We start from the raw sequence: 25,691 nt of genomic DNA on the forward strand, positions 1-25,691 counted from the left end.
TTTTCATTACGCCTTCCATCTTAAACTGCAGCAGACTAGAAGTCTGTTTCGCGACGGGATAAAGAAAATATTTAGCGTTGTTATTATTGCATAAATATGGCAAAGCTTTTTCAATACGGCCGCGCTCAACGCCACTTTATCTGTACAATGCGTTAAGGTTTTGTATAGGAACCGGCCATTAGCGCCATTTTTTAATTGCGTTGCACCAAAAGAAGGAAAGAGCCCGATCCCCTGCCCCATTTAAATGCATTGATCTGCATACGGGTATTATCAATATTATGTGCAATCTGTTTGATTAATTATATGCCATTCTCTCTATCAGGATGACGATATAACAACATATCGTTAGGATTAATCCTAATTTATATTATCCAGCCACATTTCAGCGCCGATCTTCCATGCGCTAAAGCGACTGTCGTCCAGGCCCGCCGCCTGCATCGCCGCCCGCAGCTCACGCGGCGGCTCATCCAGCGCTTCGTCAGCCAGTTCGAACACGCCCCAGTGGATGGGAACAGTATACGGTTGCCCGATAGCCCGATGCAGAGACACGGCCTGATCCGGGTCCATATGTTGACCGGCCATGAACCATTTTGGTGCATAGGCCCCTACCGGTAAGGCGGCAAGATTGAATGGCCCTAAACGGCGGGGGATCTCGAGCAGATTTTCTGAATATCCGCTGTCACCGCTAAACCAGAAATTCAGACCCGCATGCTGAATAACCCAACCGCACCACAGGGAACGGTTACGGTCCCACAGGGTACGCATACTCCAGTGACGGGCGGGCACGGCATGTACCGTCAGACCGGCCACCTGCGTCTGTTGCCACCAGTCCAGTGGCACCACCTGACGGGCACCCAGCCGCTGAAACCAGACCTGCAGCCCGAGCGGCACCACAAAAGTGACCTGCGGGAAACGACGCAGGATTTTCTTTATTGTCGTGCGGTCAAGGTGATCATAGTGGTTATGTGAAATCAGCACCACGTCCAGGGTGGGCAGGTCGTCCACGGCGAGCGCTGGCGGGGTTTTACGCGCAGGCCCGATGAAACTCAGCGGCGATGCTCTGCTGGAAAGTACCGGGTCGATCAGCGTATAGCGCCCTGCGGTGCGCAACAGCAGGCAGGCGTGACCGAGCCACCAGACGGCGTCGGCTTCCCCGCTCAGGCTGGCAGGCTGCCACCACTGGTGGATAAACTGCTTATACCCCCCGGCCGGTGGCAGCGGCAGCCCCTGCTGTTTACGTTCCCGCCGCCAGCGCTTCAGGTCGCCGTCCTGACGCATATCCGCTTCGGCGTTGCGGAATCCCTCACGCGTGTGGTGCGCAAGGGACGGATTATACCAGGGGTTCTGCCAGGCCATGACGGCTCCTTTATTGACTCAGCGCTCGGGGATCAGGCGGGTAAAGTCCTTGTTATCACCTGCATCGCTGGCTTTTTCAGCCTGCTCTTTTCCGGCCACCGCATTGGTCAGCCGCAGCAGCATCACATTCTGGCGTTTCTGCTCCTCCAGCAGCGACTCCAGCAGCTGTATCTGCTGATTCGCTCTCACGCTGGCGCGATTGACGAAAAACCAGACCAGCAGACCGGCCAGCACCAGTACCGCGCCCATCCCCATCGATACGACATCCATCGCACCCGTTGTCATTTCGTTCATACCTGCCTCAAAACTAAAAAATGGGCGACCGGAAAACGGCCGCGCCGCAGGCATGATTTTACCTGCCCGAAGGATAATTGATAGCGGGATCACACAAATCTTCTTGCGCGGGCAGGACGCGGATTCAGCATCCTCTTATCGATTTTAACGACAGTGCGCATCATGCTGTTATGATGAGCGCGGGCGGTGAGGACACCGGCCGAAAAATAATAAGGGGATACACATGAAGTTCTTGCTACGCATCGTTGCCCTGCTGGCCATCATCTGGCTGGCCATGCTGTTAACAGGCTATGGCGTCCTGACGGGCAGCACTAAAAATGTTGCGGGAATGGGTCTGCAGTGCCAGTACCTGACGGCTCGCGGGATGGTTATTGCGCAGTATCTGCATACCGACAGCGGGATTGTCGGCGTGACCGACTGCCCACTGCTGAGAAAAAGCACGGAAGTCGTCGATAACTAAGGGATTGTACGGGCCGGCACGCTGCCGGCCCGTTTCACTCAGAAGGGATAGTCGTGATAACCCATCTGCTCAGAGATGTTTTTTGCGGCATGATGCAGCATCGCCACATAATCTTTTTTGTGATCTTCAGAGAAGCGAATGGTCGGGAAAGAGATACTCAGACCGGCAATCACCACGCCAAAACGGTCAAACACCGGTACGGCAATACAGCGTAACCCCTCTTCCTGTTCTTCGTTATCTTCCCCGAACCCCTGCGCACGCACTCTGTCCAGTACCGGAAGTAACGCCGCGCTGCTGTCGAGCGTCTTCGACGTACTGCGGGTAAACTCCACGCCGCTCAGGATCGCCTCCACTTCTGCACGGTCACGCCACGCCAGCAGCACTTTACCAATCGCCGTACTGTGCAGTGGATTACGGCGGCCTATGCGCGAGTACATGCGCAGGTTATACAGCGAATCCACCTTGTGGATATAGACAATACTGTCTTCTTCCAGCGCCCCAAGATGGATTGTCTCTTTGGTCTGGCGGGAAATATCGCGCATCTGCACGTCAGCACTGCGGATCAGATCCACATTCTCCAGCGCTTTCGCCCCCAGCTCAAACAGCTTGAGCGTCAGGGCATATTTCTCGGACTCTCCCTCCTGTGACACATAGCCAAGGCTTTTCATGGTTTGCAGAAAACGATAGACGGTGCTCTTCGACATCATCACCCTTTGCGACAGTTCGGTGATGCCGTTTTCACGCTCCTCACCCAGTGCCTGCAAAATGCCGAACACTTTCATTACCGAAGAAACGGAATCAGGCTGCTTATCAGTATCGGCACTGGTCATGTTTATCCTTTGTTGTTTTATAAAAAATGGAACGCCATTTCCAGTATACGATTCAGGCCGCCCCGGTGCAATGCTGCCCGCACGCTAGCCGACACATCCACTGATGGTTTTCAGTCGTTTACAGACTGGATAATTTCGTAAAATCCATTAGCATGATGATATTCGCCCCCCTGATTATTTCACTACTATGCCTGCAGATCCTTCGACCGACGGTTTACCCTTGCCCCAGCGCTACGGTGCCATTATGGCGATTGCGCTGGGTATTACGGTCGCCGTGCTGGACGGTGCCATTGCCAATGTCGCGCTGCCTACTATCGCCCGTGAACTCAATGCCAGCCCGGCACAGTCGATCTGGATTGTGAATGCGTATCAGCTGGCGATCATTATGTCCCTGCTGTCGCTCTCCTTCCTCGGGGACATGATTGGCTATCGCCGTATCTATCAGGCCGGACTGGTGCTGTTTACCTGTACGTCGTTATTCTGTGCCCTGTCAGACTCGCTGACGATGCTGACCGTGGCGCGGGTTTTGCAGGGTTTCGGCGGAGCGGCGCTGATGAGCGTGAACACCGCGCTGATACGCATCATCTACCCCCGGCATCATCTCGGTCGGGGCATGGGGATTAACTCGCTGATTGTGGCGGTCTCCAGCGCCGCCGGGCCCACGGTGGCCGCCGCCATTCTTTCCGTCGCCTCCTGGCAGTGGCTGTTCCTGATCAATATCCCGGTGGGCATTATGGCGCTGTTCCTGGCGTTGCGCTTCCTGCCCGATAACCCGCAAAAGGCCCGGGAACAGCGTTTTGATGTCACCAGCGGGGTGATGAACGCGCTAACCTTCGGCCTGCTGATTTCACTCCTGAGTGGCTTTGCTCAGGGCGTCAGCGGCACGCTGCTACTGGTACAACTGCTGCTGCTGCCGATCGTCGGCACGCTGTTTATCCGCCGCCAGCTGCGAATGAGCATCCCGCTTCTGCCGGTCGACCTGTTTCGCATCCCGGTGTTTGCACTCTCTATCGGCACCTCAATCTGCTCTTTCTGCGCGCAGATGCTGGCGATGGTGTCACTCCCCTTCTTTCTGCAGGGCACACTGGGACGCAGCGAAGTCGCCACCGGCCTGCTGCTGACACCCTGGCCACTGGCAACGATGGTGATGGCCCCCCTTGCCGGCCGGCTGATTGAGCGTTACCACGCGGGACTGCTGGGTGCTGTCGGGCTGGCACTGTTCGCCAGTGGGCTGTTTGCCCTGGCGATGCTCCCTGCCACCCCCACCGACGCCGATATTATCTGGCGCATGGTGCTGTGTGGTGCCGGGTTCGGGCTGTTTCAGTCACCCAATAATCACACCATTATTTCGTCCGCGCCACGCCACCGCAGCGGCGGGGCCAGCGGCATGCTGGGCACCGCGCGTCTGTTCGGCCAGTCCAGCGGCGCTGCACTGGTGGCGCTGATGTTTAATCTGTTTTCCACGCAGGGTACCCCTCTCTCGCTGCTGCTGGCGGGCAGCTTTGCCAGCGTAGCCGCCGTGGTCAGCGCCCTGAGAATGACCCAGCCGCGAAACGGCTGACATAAAAAAACCCGCCAGCGGCGGGTTTTTAACACATCAGGGATTGGCCTATTTCAGGTACTCACCGCTGCGCAGCGCTTCAATACGTTTGTCCAGCGGCGGATGCGACATAAACAGCTCGCTCATCGACTTGGACTTGCCGTTGATGCAGAAGGCCATCATGCTGCTGGCTTCCTGCGGCTCGTAGCTGGTTTTCAGACGCTGCAGTGCGGCAATCATCTTTTCACGGCCGGCCAGGCGTGCAGCACCCGCATCCGCATGGAACTCACGGTGACGCGAGAACCACATGGTGATGATGCTGGCGACGATACCAAAGACCAGCTCCAGCACCATGGACACCGCGAAGTAGACCATCGGGTTGCCGTTGCTGCTCCCCTCTTCGTCCCGGTTTCCGGACATAAAGCCTGCGGCCAGCTGCGCCAGGATACGTGAGATAAAGATCACGAAGGTGTTCACGATCCCCTGAATCAGGGTCATGGTCACCATATCACCATTAGCAATGTGGCTGACTTCATGCGCCAGCACCGCTTCAGCCTCGTCACGGCTCATGTTCTGCAGCAGTCCGGTCGACACTGCCACCAGCGAGGCATCACGGCGGGCACCAGTGGCAAACGCGTTGATATCAGGCGCATGATAGATTGCCACCTGCGGCATGGCGATACCCGCCTGCTGTGCCTGACGGCCCACGGTTTCCATCAGCCAGCGCTCGGTTTCGTTGCGTGGCTGTTCAATCACTTCACCGCCAACGGAGCGTAACGCCATCCATTTCGACATCAGCAGTGAAACAAACGCACCGCCGAAGCCAAACAGACCCGCCATGATCATCAGGCCCATAACACTGCTTGACTGGATCCCTGTCAGGCTGAGGATCAGCCCGAAAACCACCATTACCCCAAGGTTGGTTAGCAGGAAAAGAGCAATACGCATCATAAAATTTATTCTTCCTCAGTTATTCCGCTTTTCGCGTAACACCATCGTAAGGTCAATACGGCGCTTTTCAAGCACTCTTAATCTTTAAGTGTTTAAAAAGACATAACTTTACACTTTGTCTTACTTTTTTGCGCCGCGCAGAGGGTGATAAAAAAAAGGCACAGCGATTGCTGTGCCTGTGGCGATTATTGGGCCGCTGCCGGTGTCGCCGGCGGCTGCTGTTTTTCCAGCTGCGCCAGGTCATTGGCAATCTTCACCGTTTCATCAAGATACGGGTCAGGCTCTTTATAATCTTTAGGGAGATCGTCCAGCTTCACCAGCGGTTTTTTCCCTTCCGCTTTCAGACGGGCATTGATGCGTTCCAGACGCAGGGCATCATCTTCACGATTCTCTTTCTCGCGCTCGGCAAGGTTGAGTGAAATGATATTGCGCTTGTCCTTGTTAGCATTAAAGCGGGCGATATCTTTAATGATGTACTGGAACTCAGCATCTTTCGCGATACGATCCTGATGATCTTTGATCAGCTGCGGTTCAAAGGGCTTGAGGTCACCGGTTTTCACGTAGCTTGCCGCATTCACGCTGTCCCACGGCAGGGCGTTGTCTTCAAACTTCTCGCCTGTTTCAACCGCTTCCACGCCGGTAGGCATCAGCAGATCCGGGGTGACCCCTTTACGCTGGGTACTGCCGCCGTTAATGCGGTAGAATTTCTGAATGGTGTATTGTACAGAGCCAAGGGCCGGCCACTCAGGGCGCAGCATCTGATCGTAAATACGATTCAGTGAACGGTACTGCTGCACGGTGCCTTTACCGAAGGTCGGTTCACCGACAATCAGTGCACGACCATAGTCCTGCATAGCCGCCGCAAAGATCTCTGACGCCGAGGCACTGAAGCGATCCACCAGCACCACCAGAGGGCCTTTATAGTAGGTCACGCCATCGGTGTCGCTGTCCTGCCGGATTTTACCGTTGTTGTCACGAACCTGGACCACCGGGCCACTCGGAATAAACAGGCCGGAGAGCGATACCGCTTCCGTCAGCGCTCCGCCGCCGTTAGTGCGCAGATCGATAACAATACTGTCGATATTCTGCTTCTGCAGCTTCTGCAGCTGCACTTTGACATCATCGGTCAGACCCACATAGAAACCAGGAATGTCCAGCACGCCCACCTTCTGCTTGCCGACGTTGTGCACGGTCATTTTCACTGCCCGATCTTCAAGGCGGATTTTCTCGCGCGTCAGCGTCACAGTGCGGGTCTTTGTGCCTTTACCGGCCGGGAGGATCTCAAGGCGAACTTTACTGCCCTTCGGTCCTTTGATTTGCGCCACGACATCATCCAGACGCCAGCCAATCACATCGACAACCGGTTTACCCGGCTGGCCTACGCCAACGATACGGTCGCCAACGGTAATCGCTTTACTCTTCGCCGCCGGACCCCCTGCCACCATAGAATTGATCACCGTATAGTCATCATCCATCTGCAGCACCGCACCAATACCTTCCAGAGACAGGCTCATTTCAGTATTGAACTGTTCAGTATTACGCGGTGACAGATAGTTGGTGTGGGGATCAATCTCGTGGGCAAAGGCGGTCATTGCCAGCTGGAATACGTCCTCGCTGTTGCTCTGCGCCAGACGACGCTCGGCAAACTGGTAGCGTTTGGTCAGAACCTCTCGGATCTCTTTCTCATCTTTACCGGCCAGTTTGAGGCTCAGCTCATCATATTTGACCTTGGCGTCCCACAGCTCATTAAGCTCTGCGGTGCTTTTCGGCCACGGCGCCTTGCTGCGGTCGATGTCGATGGTGTCATTGCCGGTAAAATTCATCGGCTTATTCAGTACGGACAGCGCGTACTGATAACGTTCGAAACGGCGTTTTTGCGTCAGGTTATAGAGATCGTAAAACGCCGAAAGCTGGCCGCTTTTAAGTTCTTCGCCCAGCGTCGTTTTTTTGTCCGCATATTGCGCAATATCCGACGCCAGCAGCACATTGTGGCTGTAGTCGAGCAGGTTCAGGTATCGTTCAAAGATTTTTACTGAAAAATCCTTGTTGAGATCGAACTGGCGATAATGGGATCGGGTAAAACGGGATGTCACACGCTCACTCACGGTGGCATGCTGTGCTTCCTGATGCAGCTGCGGGATTTGGTCGGCACGCGTAAGATTATCGGCCGCAAATACATTGCCTGCAATCAGCAGGCCCGCAATGATCGTGCTTTTAAAAAGAGTGTTCATGCCCTGATTAGCCTCCGTATCAGAACTGCAAGTGTTCTGCGCGTACTATCATTGCCAGGCCGGAAGCTAACTGTACCCGGACGCCATCTTTGGAAATTTCCAGAATGGTGGCGTCCATTGCACTTTTACCTGCGGTGACTTTAATATTTTGGCCGACTTGCAACGCTGAGGTGTCGGTAACCGGCTTACGCGGTTCCGGCTGGGTCTCGGTACGAGGAGCGGAAGCAGACTGTTCTGCCTGAGGACGTGCTGGCTTGCTGCGCACTTTACGTGGCTGCTCACCTTCTGCCGCAGGTTTACGAACAGGTTTACGCGGACGACGCGGGGTGGTCTCTTCACCCGCTTCACGCTTTTTCGCCTGCTGCTGTTCGCGCTGTGCCTGCACGCGCGCTTTGGCTTCTTCAAGCTGTTTGCGCGCATGTTCTACATGCTGTTCGTCCAGTTGACCGCACGCGTTACCATCAAGGTCAACGCGCGTTGCGCCCGCTTTGATGCCATAAAGGTAGCGCCAACTGGAAGTGTAAAGACGCAGTGCTGAACGAAGCTGAGTTTTACTCAGGCCCATTTCGCCCTGCACGCGGTCGACTAAATCCTGAAAGATGCCAATTTTCAGCGGTCGTGCTTCGCCTTCGGCGCTAAAGCATTGTGGGAAACGCTCCGCCAGAAAGGCGATGACTTCTTTGGTGCTATTCAACTTAGGTTGATTTTCCATGAAATTTCCTGATTACAACGGGTTTGCCAATCAGCGCAGGCATGAACAGGCGACATTATAATGACCCCATCAGCAATTGCTACGTGATCCAGCGCTTTAGGTGCGTTTCATGTGAATAAATTTTTCCACATCCGATCCGGCAAGCACCTCGCAAAGCCCGTCCGTTAACGCTTTTAGCCCCGCTTCATCCTCACTATCAAAGCGGTTATATTCAACACTATCAATATCAAGGACACCGATCACACTGCCATTGACCACCAGCGGCAGCACAATTTCAGCGTTGCTTGCGGCATCACAGGCGATGTGTCCGGCGAAAGCGTGAACATCATCCACACGCTGCACGGTGTTTTCAGCCACCGCCGTCCCGCAGACGCCGCGCCCGACAGGAATGCGCACACAGGCGATTTTCCCCTGGAACGGCCCGAGGACCAGCGTATTCTCTTCCGTTAACAGATAAAAACCTGCCCAGTTAACCCCATCAAGACGTTCATATAAAAGCGCGCTACAATTGCCCATCACCGCCAGGAAACTGGTTTCACCGCTGAGAAGTGCGCGCATGTCACGATTGAGGTCGGTATAAAATTCTGCTTTTGTCATTATTTAACCATTGTAGAAACTGAAACGAAGCGCGTTAGCGCTTCGCCTGATAATATTAAGCATTAAAAAACCAGCGGCTAAGATGAATCATTCTGTTAGTTACTATAACCTTAGAATTATCCTAATACTGAAGCATGGCTATACTGAGTCTAGCTCTTATGGCGTTAATCAGCCTAACCCTGCCCTGTACCTGCGCTGTCTGGGCTAAAGCACGATCGGGAATATGAAAATACACGCCATCAGTCATGCTCTGCCACAGGCACGTTATCAGCGATGTCCACAATGCGATACCCTTTTTTCCTTACCAGATGTGAAATCCCGCCAGTCCGCGCACTGCCCGCGCTGTAACGCGCTTATCCTTAACGGGCGCGACTGGTCCATGACACGTCTGACCGCGATGGCCGTCACCATGCTGCTGCTGATGCCCTTTGCGTTTAATGAATCGCTGATGTCGATCCGCCTGCTCGGCACCAATATTTATGCCAGCCTGCTGGGCGGCATCGTGCAGATGACCCAGCAGGGCGATGTGATCACCGCCTCGATGGTCGCCTTCTGTACGATCGGGGCCCCGGTGACCCTGGTGGCGTCGATTGCCTACCTGTACTTCGGTCAAAAGCTGGGGATGAACCTGCGCCCGGTGCTGCTGATGCTAGACCGCCTGAAAGAGTGGGTGATGCTGGATATCTATCTGGTGGGGGTCGCGATTGCCTCCATTAAGGTCCAGGAGTATGCGGACATTACGCCCGGGATCGGTCTGGTGGCCTTTGTTCTGCTGACGGTGTTGAGCCTGGTAACGCTGATTCATCTTAATGTGGAGCAGCTGTGGCACCGTTTCTATCCGCAGCCGCATCCTCATGTCGCCCCCGACAAGCTGCGGGTCTGTCTGAGCTGCCATCATACGGGCCTGGCTGACGATCGGGGACGCTGCCCGCGTTGCCACACCCCCCTGCGCTTCCGCCGCCGCTTCAGCCTGCAGAAGTCCTGGTCATCGCTGATCGCCTCAATCATTTTACTGATCCCGGCGAACCTGCTGCCCATTTCTGTCATCTACCTGAACGGGGCCCGACAGGAGGATACGATCCTCTCCGGGATACTTTCGCTGGCCTCCGGTAATATTCCGGTGGCTATCGTGGTGTTTATTGCCAGTATATTAGTACCCTTTACGAAAGTGATTGTGCTGCTGACGCTGCTGGTCAGCATCCATTTCAAGTGTGAACAGGGTCTGAGAACCCGCATCCGCCTGCTGCGCGTGGTGAAGTGGGTGGGCCGCTGGTCCATGCTCGATCTGTTTGTCATTTCATTAACGATGTCACTGGTCAACCGCGACCAGTTACTGGCTTTTACTATGGGACCGGCTGCCTTCTATTTTGGGTCAGCAGTCATACTCACTATCCTCGCCGTTGAGTGGCTGGATAGCCGTTTACTTTGGGATGCACATGCAACAGGAAACGCCGACTACACCGACTAGCGCACGCATCAAAAACCGGCGCAAAATATCGCCTTTCTGGTTGCTGCCGTTTATTGCTCTGCTGATTGCCGGCTGGCTGATCTGGACGAACTATCAGGAGCGCGGCACAACGGTCACCATTGATTTCGCGACGGCGGACGGCATTGTGCCGGGCCGTACCCCGGTACGCTATCAGGGAGTGGAAGTGGGTCTGGTGCAGGGGATCAGCATGACCGATGACCTGCGCACCATTAAAATCAAGGCCAGCATCAAGAGCGACATGCGCGATGCCCTGCGCAAAGATACGCAGTTCTGGCTGGTGACGCCAAAAGCCTCACTGGCCGGTGTGTCGGGCCTGGATGCGCTGGTGGGCGGGAATTACATCGGCATGATGCCCGGCAAAGGGGAACCGAGTGAGAACTTTGTCGCCCTGGACACTCAGCCTAAATACCGGGTCAACACCGGCGAAATGATGATCCACCTACATGCCCCCGATCTCGGGGCGCTGAACAGCGGATCGCTGGTCTATTTCCGTAAAATACCGGTCGGCCGTGTCTATGACTACAGCCTGAACGCCGGTAATCAGGGCGTGACTATCGACGTGCTGATTGAGCGCCGCTTCACCAATCTGGTGAAAAAAGAGAGTCGCTTCTGGAATGTCTCCGGCGTGAAGGCCGATGTTGGCCTGAGCGGAGCAAAAGTCCAGCTGGAAAGCCTGGCGGCCCTGGTCAACGGGGCGATTGCCTTCGATTCGCCGGAAACATCGCCAGCGGCCAAATCGGACGACAGCTATTCGCTCTACCCCGATCTGGCCCAGAGCCAGCGCGGCGTGATGATCTCACTCGACCTGCCGGACGGCAAAAACCTCAAGGAGGACAGTACTCCGCTGATGTATCAGGGGCTTGAGGTGGGTACGCTGACCAAAATGACGCTGCTGGACAATGGCAAAGTCAGCGGCGAACTGACGCTTGACCCATCGGTGACCGGCCTGATGCGCACCGGCACGCGCATTGAAATGCGCAGTCCGAAAGTCAGCCTGAGCGATACCAGTCTGAGCAGCCTGCTGACCGGTAATACGCTGGAGCTGATCCCGGGCGAAGGCGCGCCACAGACCCATTTTGTGGTCCTGCCGGACAATGAGTCCCCGCTGCAACAGCCCGATGTGCTGGAACTGACGCTGACCGCCCCGGAGAGCTATGGCATTGATGCCGGCCAGCCGCTGATGCTGCACGGAATGCGCATTGGCCAGGTGGTTAAACGTACGCTGACCGAGAAAGGCGTGGACTTCAACGTGGCCGTGGCCGCCGAATATCGCGATCTGGTGCACGCAGACAGTAAATTTATTATTAACAGTCGTCTTGACGTCAAACTGGGCATTGACGGAATGGAGGTGCTGGGGGCCAGCGCGCGCGAGTGGGTCGACGGCGGCATCCGCCTCGATCCGGGCAAGAAAGGCGATGCCCGCGCCCGCTATCCGCTTTACGCCAACAGTGAAAAAGCGCAGGAAGGCATCATCGGTGACACCCTGCCCACCACGCTGACCCTGACCGCCAGCAGCCTGCCGGATATTCAGGCCGGTTCGGTGGTGCTGTTCCGTAAATACCAGGTTGGGGAGATTGTCAGCGTGACGCCGCTGTCCGATTCGTTTGATGTGAACGTTCATATTAAACCGGAGTATCGCCGCCTGCTGTCGCAGAGCAGCGTATTCTGGGCCGAGGGTGGTGCGAAAGTGCAGCTCAATGGCAGCGGGCTGACGGTACAGGCTTCCCCGCTGAACCGGGCCCTGAAAGGAGCCATCAGCTTTGACAATCTGACGGGCGCTGGCGTGGGCTTAACGCGTAAAGATAAACGCGTGCTCTACGACTCCGAAACCGCCGCGCGCGCCGTCGGCAGCCAGATCACCCTGCGCACCTATGATGCCAGCAAGCTGTCGGCGGGAATGCCAATCCGCTATCTGGGCATCACCATCGGGCAGCTGGAGTCGCTGGCGCTGGGGGAAGGGAATAAGCAGGTCATCGCGAAAGCGGTGCTCTACCCCGAATACGTTCAGGACTTCGCCCGACTTGGCACCCGCTTCTCGGTGGTTTCTCCACAGATTTCCGCCGCTGGCGTGAATCACCTGGAAACCCTGCTGCAGCCTTATATCAATGTCGATCCCGGCAAGGGACGCGGACAGCGCAGCTTCGAACTGCAGGAGTCGACCATTACCGACGCCCGCTATCTTGACGGGCTGAACGTGGTGGTGGATGCGCCGGAAGGCGGCTCGCTTTCGGTGGGCACCCCGGTTCTGTTCCGGGGTGTGGAAGTCGGCACGATCACCGGAACGTCGCTGGGCGCCATGGCCGACCGCGTGCAGATCACCCTGCGGATCAGCAAAAAGTACCAGCACCTGGTGCGCAACAACTCGGTGTTCTGGCTGGCTTCCGGCTATAACCTGAAGTTTGGCCTGATCGGCGGCGTGGTGAAGACCGGCACCTTCCAGCAGTTTATTCAGGGCGGCATCGCCTTTGCCACCCCGCCAACGGTACCGCTGGCACCGCAGGCGTCTTCCGGTAAACACTTCCTGCTGGAGGATGAAGAACCAAAAGAGTGGCGTAAATGGGGCACCGCCCTGCCGCAGTAATACGGCGCGTTACATTCCATGAGCCTTATGTCGCGACATAAGGCTCTTTTTTTATCTGCGGTATTTTGCCGGGATATACTGCTTTTTTTGGCCTGTTCTTTTTTCCCTTTCCCCCAGCCATGCTAAACTACTCGGACTTTTTCCTCCTGGATCCAGCCTGTGTCTCACTCTTCACGCGTCTATTTTCCGCCAGCCTTTCTCGATCACATGCAGCAGTTACTTCCTGACAGCGCCGACTTTGAGCGCTTTATTGCCATCAGCCAGACGCCGCTTCGCCGCAGCCTGCGCGTCAACACGCTGAAAATTAGCGTGGCGGACTTTCTTGCCCTGGTGGCCCCTTACCAGTGGGCGCTCACGCCGGTTCCCTGGTGTCAGGAAGGCTTCTGGATCAGCCGCGACGATGCCGACACGCTGCCGCTGGGCAGTACCGCCGAACATCTGGCCGGACTGTTCTATATTCAGGAGGCCAGCTCCATGCTGCCGGTCACCGCACTGTTCAGCGGTGATACCGCCCCGCAGCGCGTCATGGACATGGCCGCGGCCCCAGGGTCGAAAACCACCCAGATGGCGGCCTGCATGCAGAACCGGGGGACAATCCTCGCTAATGAGTTCTCTGCCAGCCGCGTCAAGGTGCTGCATGCTAACCTCAGCCGCTGCGGCGTCAGCAACACGGCAATGACCCACTTCGACGGACGCGTCTTCGGCCCGGCGCTGCCGGAGTGCTTCGATGCCGTTCTGCTGGATGCGCCCTGCTCGGGCGAAGGGGTAATACGCAAAGATGCGGACGCCCTGCGCAACTGGTCTGAGGCCAGCACCGCAGATATTGCTGCTACCCAACAGGATTTGATTAACAACGCATTTCACGCCCTGCGCCCGGGCGGTACGCTGATTTACTCCACCTGCACACTGAACCGCAGTGAAAATCAGGCGGTGATAGCCTGGCTGATAGCGCAGTATCCGGATGCGGTTGAAATTGAGCCGCTGGACGGCCTCTTCCCCGGGGCTGACCAGGCCGCCACACCGGAGGGTTTCCTCCATGTGTTCCCACAAATCTTCGACAGCGAAGGTTTTTTTGTCGCCAGACTGCGGAAAACGGCCAGCGTACCACCGCTGCCGCTGCCCGGTTATAAGGTGGGCAAGCCCCCCTTTACGCCGCTGAACCGCAAGGAGCAGCAGGAGGTGGTTGCCGCCGCCGCGCGCTCCGGCCTGCGCTGGGACGAAGAGGAACTGGCCCTGTGGCAGCGTGACAAAGAGCTCTGGCTTTTCCCGCGTGCGATGGAGTCACTGCTGGGCCGGGTCCGTTTTTCCCGGATCGGACTAAAACTGGCTGAAACGTTCCCGAAAGGTTACCGCTGGCAGCATGAGGCGGCGATTGCCCTTGCCGATGCGACGGCAGCCCATGCCGTGGAGCTGACCGCCAGTGAGGCGGAGGAGTGGTATCGCGGCCGGGATATTTATCCGGAACGCGACCTGCCGGGAAATGAACTGATTATCTGTTATCAGCAGCAGACGATTGGCCTGGCCAAAAAGGTAGGAAGCCGCATCAAAAATAACTATCCCCGCGAACTGGTTCGCGACGGGAAGCTTTTCAGTCTGTAAACAGCCGGCGGCGTTTAATCGCCGCCAGCCTGCACTTATCTGCATTTATTCCGCACGTATTGACGCCCGGTTTACCGGATGCAGATTAAACTGACTCTTTTCTGACCTTCACGGATTCGAAAGCCATGAACAATCGCACGCAGTTTTACCTGACGCTGGCGCTTATTACGGCAGGCAGTCTGTTGATTATCGAAGTGCTGGCAAGGCTGGTACATTTGATTATCGTGGGATAGGACAAGACGGGAAGTGCCAGGGCCACCACAGCCCCGGAAACCAGATTATTTCAACGCGCGCGGGTTCTTACGCAGCGAGGCACTCCAGTTAAAATCTTTCACTTCACTCTCTTTGGCCGCTGAAGGTTTACGCGGCTTTTTCGCCAGAACGACTTTGCTGCTTTCGCGCACTACGCGCTCTTTCATCACCAGGCGCTTGGCTTCTTTCAGGATCTCTTTCTCTTCTTTCTTACTGGCAACGTGACTCAGTTTATCGGTCAACGTCTTAACCCGCTGCTCCACCAATACTTTTTCTTCTTCCGTAAACTGGTCGATGGAAATTTCTTTCTCGCTTTTCATGCAACAGGCTCCTGGCCAGTTATCAGTGCCACGGGTATCCGAAACACTGGGCCACCTGCCATCGTAAAGTGCCGGACGCCGGTAAACAAGACACGATGCAAGAATTTGAGATATGTTTATGCTGATTAGCCCGCTGACGGACCGATTTATTGCCGGTTGCTGAAAATTCAGCCGAAATAAGGCATTTGCTGGTCTGGCGGTACTGTACGGTCATTGCTCTGCACGGCGGTAACATGCAAACATGGCCTCTGGATACATTAAAGGAACGCAGCGCAGGCTGAACGTCACGGAGTTATCACTATGTCCGATATCGATCTGTACACCTCTTCCCCGATCTTTCGTATTCGTGGCGACATTGTGGCCACAGTGAAAGATGACTACGGCGAGGTGATCGTCATCGACAATAAAACCTTCCGCATTTTAAGTTTTGACCGGATATTCGAACAGAGCAAAATGCAGAAGCATCACGCCGCCCTGCCGGTGCATTATTACATCCGGGCGATGCTGATGGCCGTGGCGCTGACACCGGCCAGGCAGGTTTTACTGCTCGGACTCGGCGGCGGCAGCCTGGTGCGCTCACTCTTTGCCCGCGACCCGGCGGTCGAAATAGACGTGGTTGAGCTGCGTCAGGCGGTGCTGACGGTGGCGCAGGACTATTTCCACCTGCCGGTCAGCAGCAGCATTCACTACCTGGTGGCGGATGCCGGTGAGGCTGTTGCGCATGACGATGGCCGCCGTTACTCGCTGATTTTCTCCGACCTCTACTCTGCCAACGCCATTGCGCCGCTGCAGACCTCTGCAGCCTTTCTTCGCCACTGCGCCGCTAAGCTGCAGGATGGGGGATGGCTGGTGCTGAATCACGCCCATAAGCCGGAGGCCGGCTCACCCTTCTCCTCTGCCCTGACCGCGCTTTTCGCGACCGTGCTCTATTGCACTACACCTACTGGTAACGTCGTGATTTATGCCAGCCCGTCGCAATTATCCCGTCCGCTTGCCCGATGGAAACAGCAGATGAAAGAAACGGGCGTCGACTTTGCCACCGATATGAGTCCGCTGGCGCAAAAGCTGGCTTTCTGGCCTGCCCCTTAGCGGCGGCCACCATTTTACTTTCTTACGGCTAAATAACGCATAACCATTGCTGCTAACCCAGACGTGGTCTATTTTTAGCGCGGGCAAGGAATAAGTTAATTACCGAGACAATAAAATGATTATTAAGGGCATTAGTAAGGGCTTCTTTATCTTTATACTGGCCGTCACCACGCTGGCTTTTTTTCACATTCTGGGACCGTATTTTTCCGCCATCCTCTGGGCTGCTATCCTGGCGATTATTTTCCATCCGCTGAAAACTAAAATCAGAAAACACCTCGGCGACAGGAACGGGCTCTCCTCCCTGCTGACGCTGCTGGTCATCTGCCTGATAGTGTTTATTCCGCTGGCCATCGTCGCCTCGTCGCTGGCGGTGGAGTTCAACGCGCTTTACAACCGGCTGCAGGGTAACCAGACCGAGTTGACCACTGTCGCGGCAAGCGTTGTTAACCATTTGCCGGACTGGCTGCGTCACTTCCTGGCCGAAAACAATATGAACGATGCCGGGGCCATTCAGGAAAAACTCTCCGGCGTGGCCATGAAAGGCGGCCAGTTCTTCGCCGGCAGCCTGATGATGATTGGTAAAAGCACCTTCAGCTTCACCATCGGTTTTGGCGTGATGCTTTATCTGCTGTTCTTCCTGCTGAAGGACGGTGCCTACCTGGTCGGCCTGACGCTGGACGCGATCCCGCTGTCGCAGTTTGTTAAACAGCATCTGTTTGTCAAATTCGCGGCGGTTTCCCGCGCCACGGTGAAGGGCACGGTGGTGGTCGCCGCCGTACAGGGTGCGCTTGGAGGGATTGCCTTCTGGTTCGCGGATATTCAGGGCAGCATTTTATGGGGTTCGCTGATGGCGTTCCTGTCCCTGATCCCGGCCGTTGGTTCGGCGATCATCTGGCTACCGGTGGTGCTGTACTTCTTCTTCTCCGGGGCGATGGTAAAAGCGCTGGCGCTGACCTTCTTCTTCGTCGTGGTGATTGGTCTGATCGACAACATCCTGCGCCCGCTGCTGGTGGGCAAAGACACCAAGATGCCGGATTACCTGATCCTGATCACCACCCTGGGCGGGATGGAGATCTACGGTCTGAACGGTTTTGTCATCGGGCCGCTGATTGCCGCCCTGTTTATCTCCTGCTGGAACCTACTGTCAGGTAAAGATCACAAGGGGAATACCGACGAGATTGACCCCGACTTTATCGAGGAAGGTCAGACGCATCAGGAAAACCAGGAGCGGGAACTGCTGGAGAAAGAAGCCCTGCAGAAAGAGGCGGCGCTGCAGAAAGAGAGCAAGTCATAATCCTCAGCGGGGCTCAGTGAGCCCCGTTTTTTTCCGCCAGGAACGCCTGCCGGTTCAGTTGCCGATGAGTCGTATCAGCGTACCATCACCATCCAGCAGCGCGCCGATCTTCATGCCAGAGGATTGGGCAACAGGAGGATGAAGACGAGGCAGACCGGCCCTCTTCTCCTCGATTCCTGCCGCCAGCAATGCGGCATAAAACGCATCGACATCATCAAGCCGCAGACAGCAGCTAAACCAGCTGGTGTCAGGGTCAAGCCCGGGATGTGGAAAAAACTCCAGCGTCAGGTCTCCCCGAACCAGTATTAACCAGTGATCGTCTTTAAAGGTGGGGGTAAATCCCGCCCGGGAATAAAAGGCTTCTGTTTCAGTGAAATTGCGCGAAGGCAGATTAGGGGTGGCGCGATCGGTCATCATGCCCTCTTTCTTCTCTGGTAACGGCCTGATGATACAGGCGGTTTCCGTACCACACAGCCGCCGCGCCCATCAGCATGGCTACGATAGCGTAAGGCATCTTATCTTCTTCTGTCCCCCCAATCCCCCCGGCGGATAAGAAGAACAGCCCGGCAATCAGTGACAGTGTCACTTTTTTAACGTCACCCATCGGCTTCATGCAAATACTGCGTACCGCCCACGCCCCGAGCATTAAGCCCAGCAGCCCTAACATGGTTCCCATCACAACACCTTTTTCAGTCGAGGCCCAGTCCATACCGGGCAACGGTGCCCGCAGCAGCTTACACCGGATGCAGTAAGCCGTTGAAGATAGTGCGATAAGGAACCGGTAAAAGCAAACGCTGGCCCCGGGTTTACACAAGTTTAATCTGAGCAGCATTTCAGCATGGCACCAGATAAAGCGATGAGGATAAAACGAGCCCGCAGGCCCGTTTATTGCCCGCGCTTACACTGTCAGCACAATTTTACCGGCATTCAGACCGGCCTCCATCCGCTGGTGGGCTGCGGCCGCCTGGGCCAGAGGAAAGACGCTGTCAATCACCGACTGCAGGCTGCCGTTGCTGAAACTGTCCAGCCACTGCTCGCGGAAGCGGCGCGTCATGGCGTGCTTAACGTCCTGCGACCGTGACTTCATCACCGTTCCCATGATGTGGATATGGCGGTAGAGCAGCCGGTCCAGCGGTATGCTGGCGTGTTCAGTTCCGCCCATAATACCGATCTGCACCAGGCGTCCGCCGAAGTTCAGCGCGTTAATATTGCGTTCAAAATAGGGTGCGCCAATAAAATCAAGTATCAAGTCTACGCCCTTCCCGTCGGTGAGGCGGCTCACCGCATCGGCAAAGTCTTCGTTTTCATAGTCGACCGAAAAATGTGCGCCAAGACGCGCGGCCAGATCGTGATGGTGCGCTTTTGCCGTGGTCATTACCGTGGCCCCGGAGGCGCTTGCCAGCTGGACAGCGGCCCCGCCAACGCCGCCAACGCCAGCGTGGATCAGCACGGTTTCTCCGGGCTGCAGCCTGCCAAGGTGGATCAGCGCCTCGTGGGCGGTAACGAACACCTCGGCGATGGCCGCCGCCTGAATAAAGTCCAGCCTTTCCGGGACAGGCATCGCCATGCGGTAATCGATGCGCGACCGTTCAGCATAGCCCCCCCCACCGACAATCCCCATTACCCGATCGCCCGGCCGGAAGCCCTCCACGGCGTCCCCCATCGCGATCACTTCTCCGGCAATTTCCAGCCCCATCAGGGAAGAGTCGCCGAAATCAGGCCGTCCATATCCTCCCCGACGATAGGTCAGGTCGGCCCGGTTCACCCCCGCCGCGCGGGTGCGTACCAGCAGATCGTGCGGCCGCAGAAGTGGTTCGTCTACCCCGGCCAGCGTCAGGACGTCGGGTGCTCCAAATTCATTAAAGGTAATCGCCTGCATCGTTTCACTCTCCCTTAATCGGTGTTGGTATCGGCAAACGTGGCATTCGCATACGCGGATGCGGTAATCGCCGCCGGGAATCCGGCGTAAAACGCAAGGTGGGTGATCGCCTCACTCAGTTCTGCCCGGGTCAGGCCATTTTCGATACCGCGCCGCAGGTGAGCAGGTAACTCGTTGGCGTGCCCCATCGCTATCAGGCAGGCGATGGTGATCAGGCTGCGGTCACGCGGGGCCAGGGCCGGATCGCTCCACACCTGTGAGTAGAGCGGCTCCTCGACAAAATCGGCCAGTTTGGGGGTAAACGGGCGCGCGGCGTCACGTGGAAGGGTAAAATCAATCGCTTTCATCGCTTTTTTCTCCGGAGGATATTCAGATCTGGCTGATAAATTTCGTGGTCAGGTAAGCAGCAATGCCCTCGCGTCCGCCTTCAGAGCCGTGGCCGCTCTCTTTCATCCCGCCAAAGGGCAGCTCGGTGGCGACAATGCGATACTGGTTAATGCCAATCATGCCGGCTTCCAGCCGCTGGCCGACGTCAAGTGCGGTGCGCGCATCGGTGGTAAAGGCATAGGCCGACAGCGCATAGGGCAGCCGGTTGGCTTCCTCCAGCCCGTCCTCAAGCTGGTCAAAGGGGCGCACGATGGCAATCGGGCCAAAGGGCTCTTCATGCATGATGCGCGCGCTCATCGGCACATTCGCCAGCACGGTGGGGGCGAAGAAGAAGCCTGGGCGGTCAATTCGCTGGCCGCCAGTCAGCACCACCGCCCCTTTAGCCACCGCGTCCGCGACCAGTGAGGCCATTTTTTCCAGCTGACGCGCACTGGCCAGCGGGCCCACCTGGGTCGCCGCCGCCGTACCGTCGCCGACAATCAGGCCCTCCGTCACCGCCACAAAGCGCCCGACAAAGCGGTCGTAGGCCGCACGCTGGATCAGAAAGCGGGTTGAGGAGATACAGATCTGCCCGGTCCCGCGAAAGCGGTTTGCCGCACCGTTTTCCGCAGCCGCGTCGATATCCGCGTCGGCAAACACCAGCACCGGGCCGTGGCCGCCCAGCTCCAGTGAAACAGGTTTGACCCCCGCTGCGGCCCGCTCAGACAGCAGACGGCCCACGGGTACCGAGCCGGTAAAAGCCACCTTACGGATCACCGGCGAGGCGATCAGCGTGGCAGAGACGGTATCCGGTACGCCAAACACGATCTGCAGTACGCCAGCAGGCAGTCCCGCATCATCCAGGCAGCGGGCCAGCGCCAGCGCCGTGGCCGGACTCTCCTCCCCCGGCTTCAGGATCACGCTACAGCCCGCCGCCAGCGCCGCAGACAGCTTGCGGGCCGGGGTGATGGCCGGGAAATTCCACGGCGTAAAGGCCGCCACGGGTCCGATAGCCTGCCGGGTGACCAGCTGCTGCACACCGGGGCGGTTGGCCGGAACGACGCGGCCGTCAATGCGGCGTGCCTCTTCAGCGAACCATTCAAAGTAATCGGCCGCACGCTCGACTTCATCCCGGCTTTCCGCCAGCGGTTTTCCCTCCTCCAGGGTCATCTGCATCGCAATGTGCTCTGCCCGGTCGCGCATCAGCGCAGCGGCTTTTTTCATGATACGGGCACGCTCTTCCGGGACGGTGTGACGCCAGACGGTAAAGCTCTGCTCTGCCACGGTCAGCGCCAGGCTGAGATCGTCGCGGGTCGCCATTGGCAGGTGACCCAGCGTCTGACCGCTGGCGGGATTAATCACTGCTGACGTATCGCGGGCCCCGGCGGTTAACCACTGGCCGTTAATGAAAAGATAAAGCGGATCGTAAGCGTGGGTCTGCATGTTATTGTTCCTCTCAGGCGTTTGCGGGAGTGTCTGGCTGATGAGGAGAAGCTTAAGGGGGAAGTGGATTACTGATAAGATAGCCCTCACCCACAACCGCTATGCAAAGAATGCACAGATGCAGTCAGAAAAATTTGCTGAGTTTTTAGGCGTATTTGTCGACGTGGCGCGTGAGAGCAGCTTTTCCGGCGCAGGACGCCGTCGCGGACGGACGCCCTCATCCATCGGGCGTCAGATTGACGCGCTGGAATCCTATCTTGAAACACCGCTGTTCCTGCGCTCTACCCGCCACCTGACGCTGACCGATGCCGGGGAAGCGCTGCTGATCCGTGCCCGGCAGATCCTCGATTCTCTGGAGGATGCCCGGCAGGAGCTGGCCTCCATGAAGGGCGAGGTCACCGGCATCCTGCGGGTGGCCTGCTACCCGACGTTCGGCAAGCGCTACGTGCTGCCGGTGATGGGCCAGCTTATGCGTCAGTACCCTGAGCTGAGCGTAGAGCTGGATCTGACCGAGCGCATTGCTGATCCGGTGGCCGAGCGGCTTGACGTGGTGATCCGCATTGGTGATATGCCCGACAGCACGCTGATTGCCACGCGCATCGCGCAGCAGACCCGGGTACTCTGTGCCAGCCCGGCCTACCTGACCCAGGCGGGGACACCCCGGGCGCTGTCTGAGATCGCCGCCCACCGCCTTATCGATAAGCTGCACGGGGCCGATCTTCTGGGGTGGGCAGACGTGCTGGGGCATCCGGCGCGCAGCCAGCCTACCCCGCCGGTCTTTGGCTGCGATGATTTTGAGGCCATGCGCCTGGCGGCAGTAGAAGGCATGGGCATTGCCTACCTGCCGGACTGGGTTGCCGGCGAAGATATCCGGGCGGGATTACTGACCCAGCTTTGTCCGGCGTGGTCACAGCAGCCGGCTGCGGTGACCGGCATCCACGCCCTGCGGGCGCTGAGAAACCCGCCGGCGCGGGTGAGCCTGTTTATGAATGCACTGCGGACCTTTATCGGCCAGCCCGCCATATGGTCAACCGGGGCCGACCGCTGAGTGCCAGGTGCGCGGTTCTGCAGGCCCGCCAATGAAAAAGGCCTCCGATGGGGCCTTTTAAGCGCGTAATGATCAGGCTCTGACTTTACGGTATTCAGGATGCGTATTGACGCCCCAGAAACCACTCAGCGTACTGACAATCGCGCCAATTAATAATCCGATGAAGGACCAGAGTGCAATTTTCGCGCCGGCCTTAGCGGCGGCATCGGCTTTCTCTTTGGCTTTTTCTTTAAACTCTGCGTATTTCACTTTCGCGTCGTTCACATTCTTTTCTAACTGCGACAGGCGCTGATTCACTTCCTGTACGGTTTTATCGCGGGTCTGAATAAAGTTTTCGACGGCTTTATCCGCTTCTTCAGGCGTCATGCTGGTATTCTGCACCAGCGCCTGCTTCACCTCATTTTTATCAATCGCCTGGCTAAGGGTTTCCGCACGGCCTTTAAGTTTATCCGTTAACCCCTTAATAACGGCATCGCTGTTATCAGGATTCACCGCCAGGTTTTTTACCGCGCTGGCGACATCTTTACCCGCTTCTTCCAGCTGGGTCTGCAGATATTCCGGCTGCAGCTCTTTAATACCGCTTTTTTTCAGAGCCTGAATAACCTGGTCGTCGGCATTATCCGGGCTGAGTTTGGTATCCAGGCCAAGATCACCATAAATATTCTGTCCGATGCTGGCAGCCCCCTGTGCGGCCTGACCCGCCACGCTGCCCAATCCGCTGGCCAGGCTGCCGGTGGCTGACGCCACGCTGCCCACAGCGCTTCCGGCCGTATTCAGGATCCCGCCTACGGCGGCAAAGCCCAGTACCGTGGCCACCAGCAGGGACGTAGCCCAGATAAGGAAGCCGTGAATGGCCCCGTCCGTGCCGGCCAGACGGCCGGTAATAAAGCCGGCGCACGCCAGACTGATCACCACGCCGATAACAGACCAGGCTAATACCGCCGTGTCGGCACCATTGACTATGTCATCCGACTTAGGCGACAGCATGGATAAACCCAGGCTGGTGCCCAGCATGGTTAAAAGAAGAGAGATCGCCATCGCCGTTACCACACCGGCAATAATACTTCCCCACGAAACACGTTTGGTGAGCGCCAGCTCTTTTCTCAGTTCCATTTTTATACTCCAGTCTGAAATTACAGGAATTATTACCGTTTGCGTTTTGAGTATAGGTGGCAGTTCAGACTAATGGCGGTATTAAAAAAATAAATAACCAAACTGATAGGCATCAGTCAGTTAGCAGAGAGATATTTGTAACACCTTTGCCCTTTTCATTTACAACAAAAAAATCACCCCTAAAAAGACGCGTGCATTATCTTTCGGGTAAGTTAAAGCCGTATTTTAAATACCGCTATTGCGTAGAGCAGAAACCCGCATTACGCAATATGAATAAAACTGAAGCATTGAGAAATGAATAAAGCTATTTAGGGTGGGGATGATATAAAAAAAGACCAAAGACGATTCCTGTCTTTGGTCCAGGGAAATGGCTCTTTTCAGAGCCGTGCGCTAAAAGTTGGCATTATTGCAGGCGATTCGCCTTGCACTTTAAAAGATAGACCAGACGCAGGGCTTTTCCAGCGGCAGGCGGCCCAACCGGGGGACGGATTATCAGCGTTGTGATCGCGGCGGCAGAAACGGACAGGCGGGGTTCAGCGTAGGGAATGCCAACGGGTCGCAGGCACCTCCTGTGGGAGATGCCTGCTCAGGGCGGTCAGCGACAGAGCTTTTCCGCACGGGCCACGATCGGGGCCAGGCTCTTTTTATGTCCCGGGTTGGCCGGATCATCCGCAAGGATTTTTTCAATCGGGAATCCCGCTTTAATCTGCCCGGATTTCACCTTCTCTTCTGCGGCGGCGTTAAGCGGATACTGCACCAGCGTGCCGTCATTAATCGCCAGCAGCACGTTCCCTTTTTCACAGCTCAGCATCATCTCTTCACGCACGAACGGCCAGTTATCTTTGCCCATATCAAAACGGCTAACGGTTTCAATACCGGCTGCGGCACTGCCGCTGATGCCGAGAGCGATGCATAAAAATGCCAACTTTTTCATTTTGTTAATACCTCAAACGATAAATCACTTACTGAACAGGAATAACGTGTCGGGCCATTGCCACACTCAGGCAGGCTCCAGCGTGGCAAACACCCCCACCACCAGCAGTACCGCCGCCGCCAGGCCAACCTCCACCAGCGTGCTGGTGATAAACCGCTGCTCCGCCCCACCCGCACTGCGCTGAAAGCGCGGCACCAGGCAGTAGCGGTTATAAAGGGCAATCGCGACCATCGCGCCGACCAGCAGGGTTTTCACCACCAGCAGCTGGCTGTAAAGCCGGAAGCTGGCAGGCGGCCAGCCTAACAGCAGCAGCGCGTTGATCGCGCCGCTGACCACCACCAGCGTGACGGCCAGGTGCCCGTAACGCGAAAAGCGCATCATGGTCACTACGGCATCGTAACGCTGCCCCGGGCTTTGTGCGTCGCGCATCAGGATAATCAGCGGCAGCAGCCCGCCTGCCCAGAAGGCGGCACTGAGCAGATGCACCACCTGATTCACGCGCTGAAACAGGCCGCTCCAGCCGTCCAGCATCGCCGCGTGACCGGTAAAAGCCAGCCCGGCAAGCTGAAACAGCGCGCAGATCAGCAGCGTACGCTGGCGTGGCTCCCCCTGTAACGTCAGGCTCAGGCAGCCAAGCAGCGCCAGGGCCAGCTGCCCCTGCCAGATGCGGCCAAACTGCGTCTGCAGGACGGCCAACCAGACGTCGGGATCCAGCGTATCCTGCCAGCCGTCGCCCATCTGACCGGTCTGTGCTGCCAGCAGCAGCACCGCACTCAGCAGCGCCAGCCAGCAGGCGACGATGGCTGACGGCATCAGCCGCTGCGCCAGGCGGGTCCGGTAACGCTCCGGGGCCAACCACGCGATGTATATCGCTGCTCCGGCCAGCGACATCAGTGCAGCAAAGTGCAGCCAGCGGCACAGAATATAGAAGCTGGTCAGCGCCATCTTATTTCACGCTAAAGGTGTAATTCCCTTTCGTTTTATGGCCGTCCACCGACAGCACATGCCACTTCACCGCATATTCCCCGCGGGAAAGCGGCTGCTTAAACTGCACGCGCAGGGTGTTGTGCTGTTGCGCGTCGCGCGCGGCTTTAAGCTGCTCAACGGGCTGTTTGTCCGTGCGGCTGACCTCTACCCCACTGAACGCCGGTTCAATATCTTCGCTGAACATGATGGTCAGCGATTCGGGCCATTCACTGCCGGCCGGATTGACCGCCGTATACTGGCTTTTCAGATGGGCGTGGGCAGAAGCCTGCTGGGCAAAAAGTGCGGCGATCAGTACGCCGGAAACCCTGAAGAAGTGTCGCATATGT

General features: G+C 56.9%; 25 protein-coding genes. 8 read left to right on the forward strand and 17 right to left on the reverse strand.

Annotated features, from left to right (window positions below):
* Window positions 1-357 precede the first annotated feature (357 nt).
* Window positions 358-1,356: an MBL fold metallo-hydrolase gene (locus ACZ3HG_RS04160; RefSeq protein ID WP_465331960.1), complete on the reverse strand. Its 999-nt coding sequence runs from the start codon at window positions 1,354-1,356 to the stop codon at window positions 358-360.
* Window positions 1,357-1,374: 18 nt separating this feature from the next.
* Window positions 1,375-1,650 (reverse strand): YebO family protein, encoded by a 276-nt coding sequence (locus ACZ3HG_RS04165; RefSeq protein WP_191932563.1) that lies wholly within the window; start codon window positions 1,648-1,650, stop codon window positions 1,375-1,377.
* Between the two features lie 223 nt (window positions 1,651-1,873).
* On the opposite strand from ACZ3HG_RS04165, the gene ACZ3HG_RS04170 reads away from it, so the two are divergent.
* Window positions 1,874-2,110 carry a YobH family protein gene (locus tag ACZ3HG_RS04170; protein ID WP_191932564.1) on the forward strand — a complete coding sequence of 79 codons (237 nt, stop codon included), beginning with the start codon at window positions 1,874-1,876 and terminating at the stop codon, window positions 2,108-2,110.
* A 38-nt stretch (window positions 2,111-2,148) separates the two neighbouring features.
* Here ACZ3HG_RS04170 and kdgR read toward each other — a convergent pair whose 3' ends face one another.
* Window positions 2,149-2,940, reverse strand: coding sequence for a DNA-binding transcriptional regulator KdgR (kdgR, locus tag ACZ3HG_RS04175; RefSeq protein ID WP_191932565.1), 792 nt, complete (start codon window positions 2,938-2,940; stop codon window positions 2,149-2,151).
* A 187-nt stretch (window positions 2,941-3,127) separates the two neighbouring features.
* Between kdgR and ACZ3HG_RS04180 the strand changes: the two genes are divergently transcribed.
* Window positions 3,128-4,501, forward strand: coding sequence for an MFS transporter (locus tag ACZ3HG_RS04180; protein WP_191932566.1), 1,374 nt, complete (start codon window positions 3,128-3,130; stop codon window positions 4,499-4,501).
* A gap of 48 nt (window positions 4,502-4,549) precedes the next feature.
* Here the strand turns inward: ACZ3HG_RS04180 and htpX are convergent, their stop codons facing one another.
* The 4 genes from htpX to ACZ3HG_RS04200 form a co-directional block, all read right to left on the reverse strand.
* Window positions 4,550-5,431, reverse strand: coding sequence for a protease HtpX (gene htpX / locus ACZ3HG_RS04185; protein WP_062746218.1), 882 nt, complete (start codon window positions 5,429-5,431; stop codon window positions 4,550-4,552).
* A gap of 185 nt (window positions 5,432-5,616) precedes the next feature.
* Complete coding sequence (prc, locus tag ACZ3HG_RS04190) at window positions 5,617-7,662, reverse strand: carboxy terminal-processing peptidase (RefSeq protein ID WP_191932567.1); 2,046 nt, start codon at window positions 7,660-7,662, stop codon at window positions 5,617-5,619.
* 19 nt (window positions 7,663-7,681) lie between these two features.
* Complete coding sequence (gene proQ, locus ACZ3HG_RS04195; RefSeq protein ID WP_191932568.1) at window positions 7,682-8,374, reverse strand: RNA chaperone ProQ; 693 nt, start codon at window positions 8,372-8,374, stop codon at window positions 7,682-7,684.
* A gap of 96 nt (window positions 8,375-8,470) precedes the next feature.
* Window positions 8,471-8,971: a GAF domain-containing protein gene (locus ACZ3HG_RS04200; RefSeq protein WP_191932569.1), complete on the reverse strand. Its 501-nt coding sequence runs from the start codon at window positions 8,969-8,971 to the stop codon at window positions 8,471-8,473.
* A 223-nt stretch (window positions 8,972-9,194) separates the two neighbouring features.
* Between ACZ3HG_RS04200 and yebS the strand changes: the two genes are divergently transcribed.
* The 3 genes from yebS to rsmF all read left to right on the forward strand — a co-directional run bounded on the left by yebS (window position 9,195) and on the right by rsmF (window position 14,640).
* Complete coding sequence (gene yebS, locus ACZ3HG_RS04205) at window positions 9,195-10,439, forward strand: membrane integrity lipid transport subunit YebS (protein ID WP_191932570.1); 1,245 nt, start codon at window positions 9,195-9,197, stop codon at window positions 10,437-10,439.
* Window positions 10,408-13,041 (forward strand): PqiB family protein, encoded by a 2,634-nt coding sequence (locus ACZ3HG_RS04210; protein WP_465331964.1) that lies wholly within the window; start codon window positions 10,408-10,410, stop codon window positions 13,039-13,041. Before yebS ends, ACZ3HG_RS04210 begins: the two co-directional genes overlap by 32 nt.
* Before the next feature lie 159 nt (window positions 13,042-13,200).
* Window positions 13,201-14,640, forward strand: coding sequence for a 16S rRNA (cytosine(1407)-C(5))-methyltransferase RsmF (gene rsmF / locus ACZ3HG_RS04215; RefSeq protein WP_465331966.1), 1,440 nt, complete (start codon window positions 13,201-13,203; stop codon window positions 14,638-14,640).
* Window positions 14,641-14,918: 278 nt separating this feature from the next.
* Here the strand turns inward: rsmF and ACZ3HG_RS04220 are convergent, their stop codons facing one another.
* A complete protein-coding gene (locus ACZ3HG_RS04220) occupies window positions 14,919-15,212 on the reverse strand; it encodes a hypothetical protein (RefSeq protein WP_191932573.1) in 294 nt (97 codons plus the stop codon).
* Window positions 15,213-15,512: 300 nt separating this feature from the next.
* Here ACZ3HG_RS04220 and ACZ3HG_RS04225 point away from each other — a divergent pair, with 300 nt between their 5' ends.
* Window positions 15,513-16,301, forward strand: a complete 789-nt coding sequence (locus ACZ3HG_RS04225; protein ID WP_465331968.1) for a spermidine synthase — start codon at window positions 15,513-15,515, stop codon at window positions 16,299-16,301.
* Window positions 16,302-16,416: 115 nt separating this feature from the next.
* The gene (locus tag ACZ3HG_RS04230) at window positions 16,417-17,595 is read left to right on the forward strand and encodes an AI-2E family transporter (protein ID WP_465331970.1); all 1,179 of its coding nucleotides are present in this window, start codon (window positions 16,417-16,419) and stop codon (window positions 17,593-17,595) included.
* Window positions 17,596-17,649: 54 nt separating this feature from the next.
* On the opposite strand, the gene ACZ3HG_RS04235 is transcribed toward ACZ3HG_RS04230, so the two are convergent.
* From ACZ3HG_RS04235 to ACZ3HG_RS04255, 5 genes are all read right to left on the reverse strand, one after another.
* A complete protein-coding gene (locus tag ACZ3HG_RS04235) occupies window positions 17,650-18,009 on the reverse strand; it encodes a bleomycin resistance protein (RefSeq protein ID WP_191933102.1) in 360 nt (119 codons plus the stop codon).
* Complete coding sequence (locus ACZ3HG_RS04240; RefSeq protein ID WP_187509079.1) at window positions 17,987-18,271, reverse strand: hypothetical protein; 285 nt, start codon at window positions 18,269-18,271, stop codon at window positions 17,987-17,989. The genes ACZ3HG_RS04235 and ACZ3HG_RS04240 overlap by 23 nt, the downstream gene beginning before the upstream one ends.
* A gap of 222 nt (window positions 18,272-18,493) precedes the next feature.
* On the reverse strand, window positions 18,494-19,474 hold the full coding sequence (locus ACZ3HG_RS04245) for an NAD(P)H-quinone oxidoreductase (protein ID WP_465331973.1): 981 nt from the start codon (window positions 19,472-19,474) through the stop codon (window positions 18,494-18,496).
* A gap of 14 nt (window positions 19,475-19,488) precedes the next feature.
* The gene (locus ACZ3HG_RS04250; RefSeq protein WP_465331975.1) at window positions 19,489-19,821 is read right to left on the reverse strand and encodes a carboxymuconolactone decarboxylase family protein; all 333 of its coding nucleotides are present in this window, start codon (window positions 19,819-19,821) and stop codon (window positions 19,489-19,491) included.
* Between the two features lie 22 nt (window positions 19,822-19,843).
* Entirely contained in the window at window positions 19,844-21,283 is a 1,440-nt protein-coding gene (locus ACZ3HG_RS04255) for an NAD-dependent succinate-semialdehyde dehydrogenase (protein ID WP_465331977.1), read from the reverse strand.
* 118 nt (window positions 21,284-21,401) lie between these two features.
* On the opposite strand from ACZ3HG_RS04255, the gene ACZ3HG_RS04260 reads away from it, so the two are divergent.
* Window positions 21,402-22,331 carry a LysR family transcriptional regulator gene (locus ACZ3HG_RS04260; protein ID WP_191932577.1) on the forward strand — a complete coding sequence of 310 codons (930 nt, stop codon included), beginning with the start codon at window positions 21,402-21,404 and terminating at the stop codon, window positions 22,329-22,331.
* 72 nt (window positions 22,332-22,403) lie between these two features.
* Here ACZ3HG_RS04260 and ACZ3HG_RS04265 read toward each other — a convergent pair whose 3' ends face one another.
* The 4 genes from ACZ3HG_RS04265 to copC form a co-directional block, all read right to left on the reverse strand.
* The gene (locus ACZ3HG_RS04265) at window positions 22,404-23,444 is read right to left on the reverse strand and encodes a TIGR04086 family membrane protein (protein WP_465331979.1); all 1,041 of its coding nucleotides are present in this window, start codon (window positions 23,442-23,444) and stop codon (window positions 22,404-22,406) included.
* 595 nt (window positions 23,445-24,039) lie between these two features.
* Complete coding sequence (locus tag ACZ3HG_RS04270) at window positions 24,040-24,378, reverse strand: YebY family protein (protein ID WP_118664022.1); 339 nt, start codon at window positions 24,376-24,378, stop codon at window positions 24,040-24,042.
* A gap of 66 nt (window positions 24,379-24,444) precedes the next feature.
* Window positions 24,445-25,323: a copper homeostasis membrane protein CopD gene (copD, locus tag ACZ3HG_RS04275; RefSeq protein WP_465331981.1), complete on the reverse strand. Its 879-nt coding sequence runs from the start codon at window positions 25,321-25,323 to the stop codon at window positions 24,445-24,447.
* Between the two features lies 1 nt (window position 25,324).
* Entirely contained in the window at window positions 25,325-25,687 is a 363-nt protein-coding gene (copC, locus tag ACZ3HG_RS04280; protein WP_191932581.1) for a copper homeostasis periplasmic binding protein CopC, read from the reverse strand.
* Window positions 25,688-25,691 lie beyond the last annotated feature (4 nt).

The organism is Erwinia sp. PME.40.26/001 (assembly GCF_055556675.1).

What these genes read in the sequence shown, in the direction of transcription:
- htpX (WP_062746218.1), bottom strand. Translation starts at nt 5,431, where the DNA reads ATGATGCGTATTGCTCTTTTCCTGCTAACCAACCTTGGGGTAATGGTG.
- proQ (WP_191932568.1), bottom strand. Translation starts at nt 8,374, where the DNA reads ATGGAAAATCAACCTAAGTTGAATAGCACCAAAGAAGTCATCGCCTTT.
- ACZ3HG_RS04260 (WP_191932577.1), top strand. Translation starts at nt 21,402, where the DNA reads ATGCAGTCAGAAAAATTTGCTGAGTTTTTAGGCGTATTTGTCGACGTG.
- ACZ3HG_RS04225 (WP_465331968.1), top strand. Translation starts at nt 15,513, where the DNA reads ATGTCCGATATCGATCTGTACACCTCTTCCCCGATCTTTCGTATTCGT.
- copC (WP_191932581.1), bottom strand. Translation starts at nt 25,687, where the DNA reads ATGCGACACTTCTTCAGGGTTTCCGGCGTACTGATCGCCGCACTTTTT.
- ACZ3HG_RS04240 (WP_187509079.1), bottom strand. Translation starts at nt 18,271, where the DNA reads ATGGGAACCATGTTAGGGCTGCTGGGCTTAATGCTCGGGGCGTGGGCG.
- yebS (WP_191932570.1), top strand. Translation starts at nt 9,195, where the DNA reads ATGAAAATACACGCCATCAGTCATGCTCTGCCACAGGCACGTTATCAG.
- ACZ3HG_RS04270 (WP_118664022.1), bottom strand. Translation starts at nt 24,378, where the DNA reads ATGAAAAAGTTGGCATTTTTATGCATCGCTCTCGGCATCAGCGGCAGT.
- ACZ3HG_RS04250 (WP_465331975.1), bottom strand. Translation starts at nt 19,821, where the DNA reads ATGAAAGCGATTGATTTTACCCTTCCACGTGACGCCGCGCGCCCGTTT.
- ACZ3HG_RS04230 (WP_465331970.1), top strand. Translation starts at nt 16,417, where the DNA reads ATGATTATTAAGGGCATTAGTAAGGGCTTCTTTATCTTTATACTGGCC.
- ACZ3HG_RS04170 (WP_191932564.1), top strand. Translation starts at nt 1,874, where the DNA reads ATGAAGTTCTTGCTACGCATCGTTGCCCTGCTGGCCATCATCTGGCTG.
- ACZ3HG_RS04235 (WP_191933102.1), bottom strand. Translation starts at nt 18,009, where the DNA reads ATGACCGATCGCGCCACCCCTAATCTGCCTTCGCGCAATTTCACTGAA.
- ACZ3HG_RS04265 (WP_465331979.1), bottom strand. Translation starts at nt 23,444, where the DNA reads ATGGAACTGAGAAAAGAGCTGGCGCTCACCAAACGTGTTTCGTGGGGA.
- ACZ3HG_RS04160 (WP_465331960.1), bottom strand. Translation starts at nt 1,356, where the DNA reads ATGGCCTGGCAGAACCCCTGGTATAATCCGTCCCTTGCGCACCACACG.
- kdgR (WP_191932565.1), bottom strand. Translation starts at nt 2,940, where the DNA reads ATGACCAGTGCCGATACTGATAAGCAGCCTGATTCCGTTTCTTCGGTA.
- ACZ3HG_RS04165 (WP_191932563.1), bottom strand. Translation starts at nt 1,650, where the DNA reads ATGAACGAAATGACAACGGGTGCGATGGATGTCGTATCGATGGGGATG.
- prc (WP_191932567.1), bottom strand. Translation starts at nt 7,662, where the DNA reads ATGAACACTCTTTTTAAAAGCACGATCATTGCGGGCCTGCTGATTGCA.
- ACZ3HG_RS04220 (WP_191932573.1), bottom strand. Translation starts at nt 15,212, where the DNA reads ATGAAAAGCGAGAAAGAAATTTCCATCGACCAGTTTACGGAAGAAGAA.
- ACZ3HG_RS04210 (WP_465331964.1), top strand. Translation starts at nt 10,408, where the DNA reads ATGCAACAGGAAACGCCGACTACACCGACTAGCGCACGCATCAAAAAC.
- ACZ3HG_RS04180 (WP_191932566.1), top strand. Translation starts at nt 3,128, where the DNA reads ATGCCTGCAGATCCTTCGACCGACGGTTTACCCTTGCCCCAGCGCTAC.
- ACZ3HG_RS04200 (WP_191932569.1), bottom strand. Translation starts at nt 8,971, where the DNA reads ATGACAAAAGCAGAATTTTATACCGACCTCAATCGTGACATGCGCGCA.
- ACZ3HG_RS04245 (WP_465331973.1), bottom strand. Translation starts at nt 19,474, where the DNA reads ATGCAGGCGATTACCTTTAATGAATTTGGAGCACCCGACGTCCTGACG.
- ACZ3HG_RS04255 (WP_465331977.1), bottom strand. Translation starts at nt 21,283, where the DNA reads ATGCAGACCCACGCTTACGATCCGCTTTATCTTTTCATTAACGGCCAG.
- copD (WP_465331981.1), bottom strand. Translation starts at nt 25,323, where the DNA reads ATGGCGCTGACCAGCTTCTATATTCTGTGCCGCTGGCTGCACTTTGCT.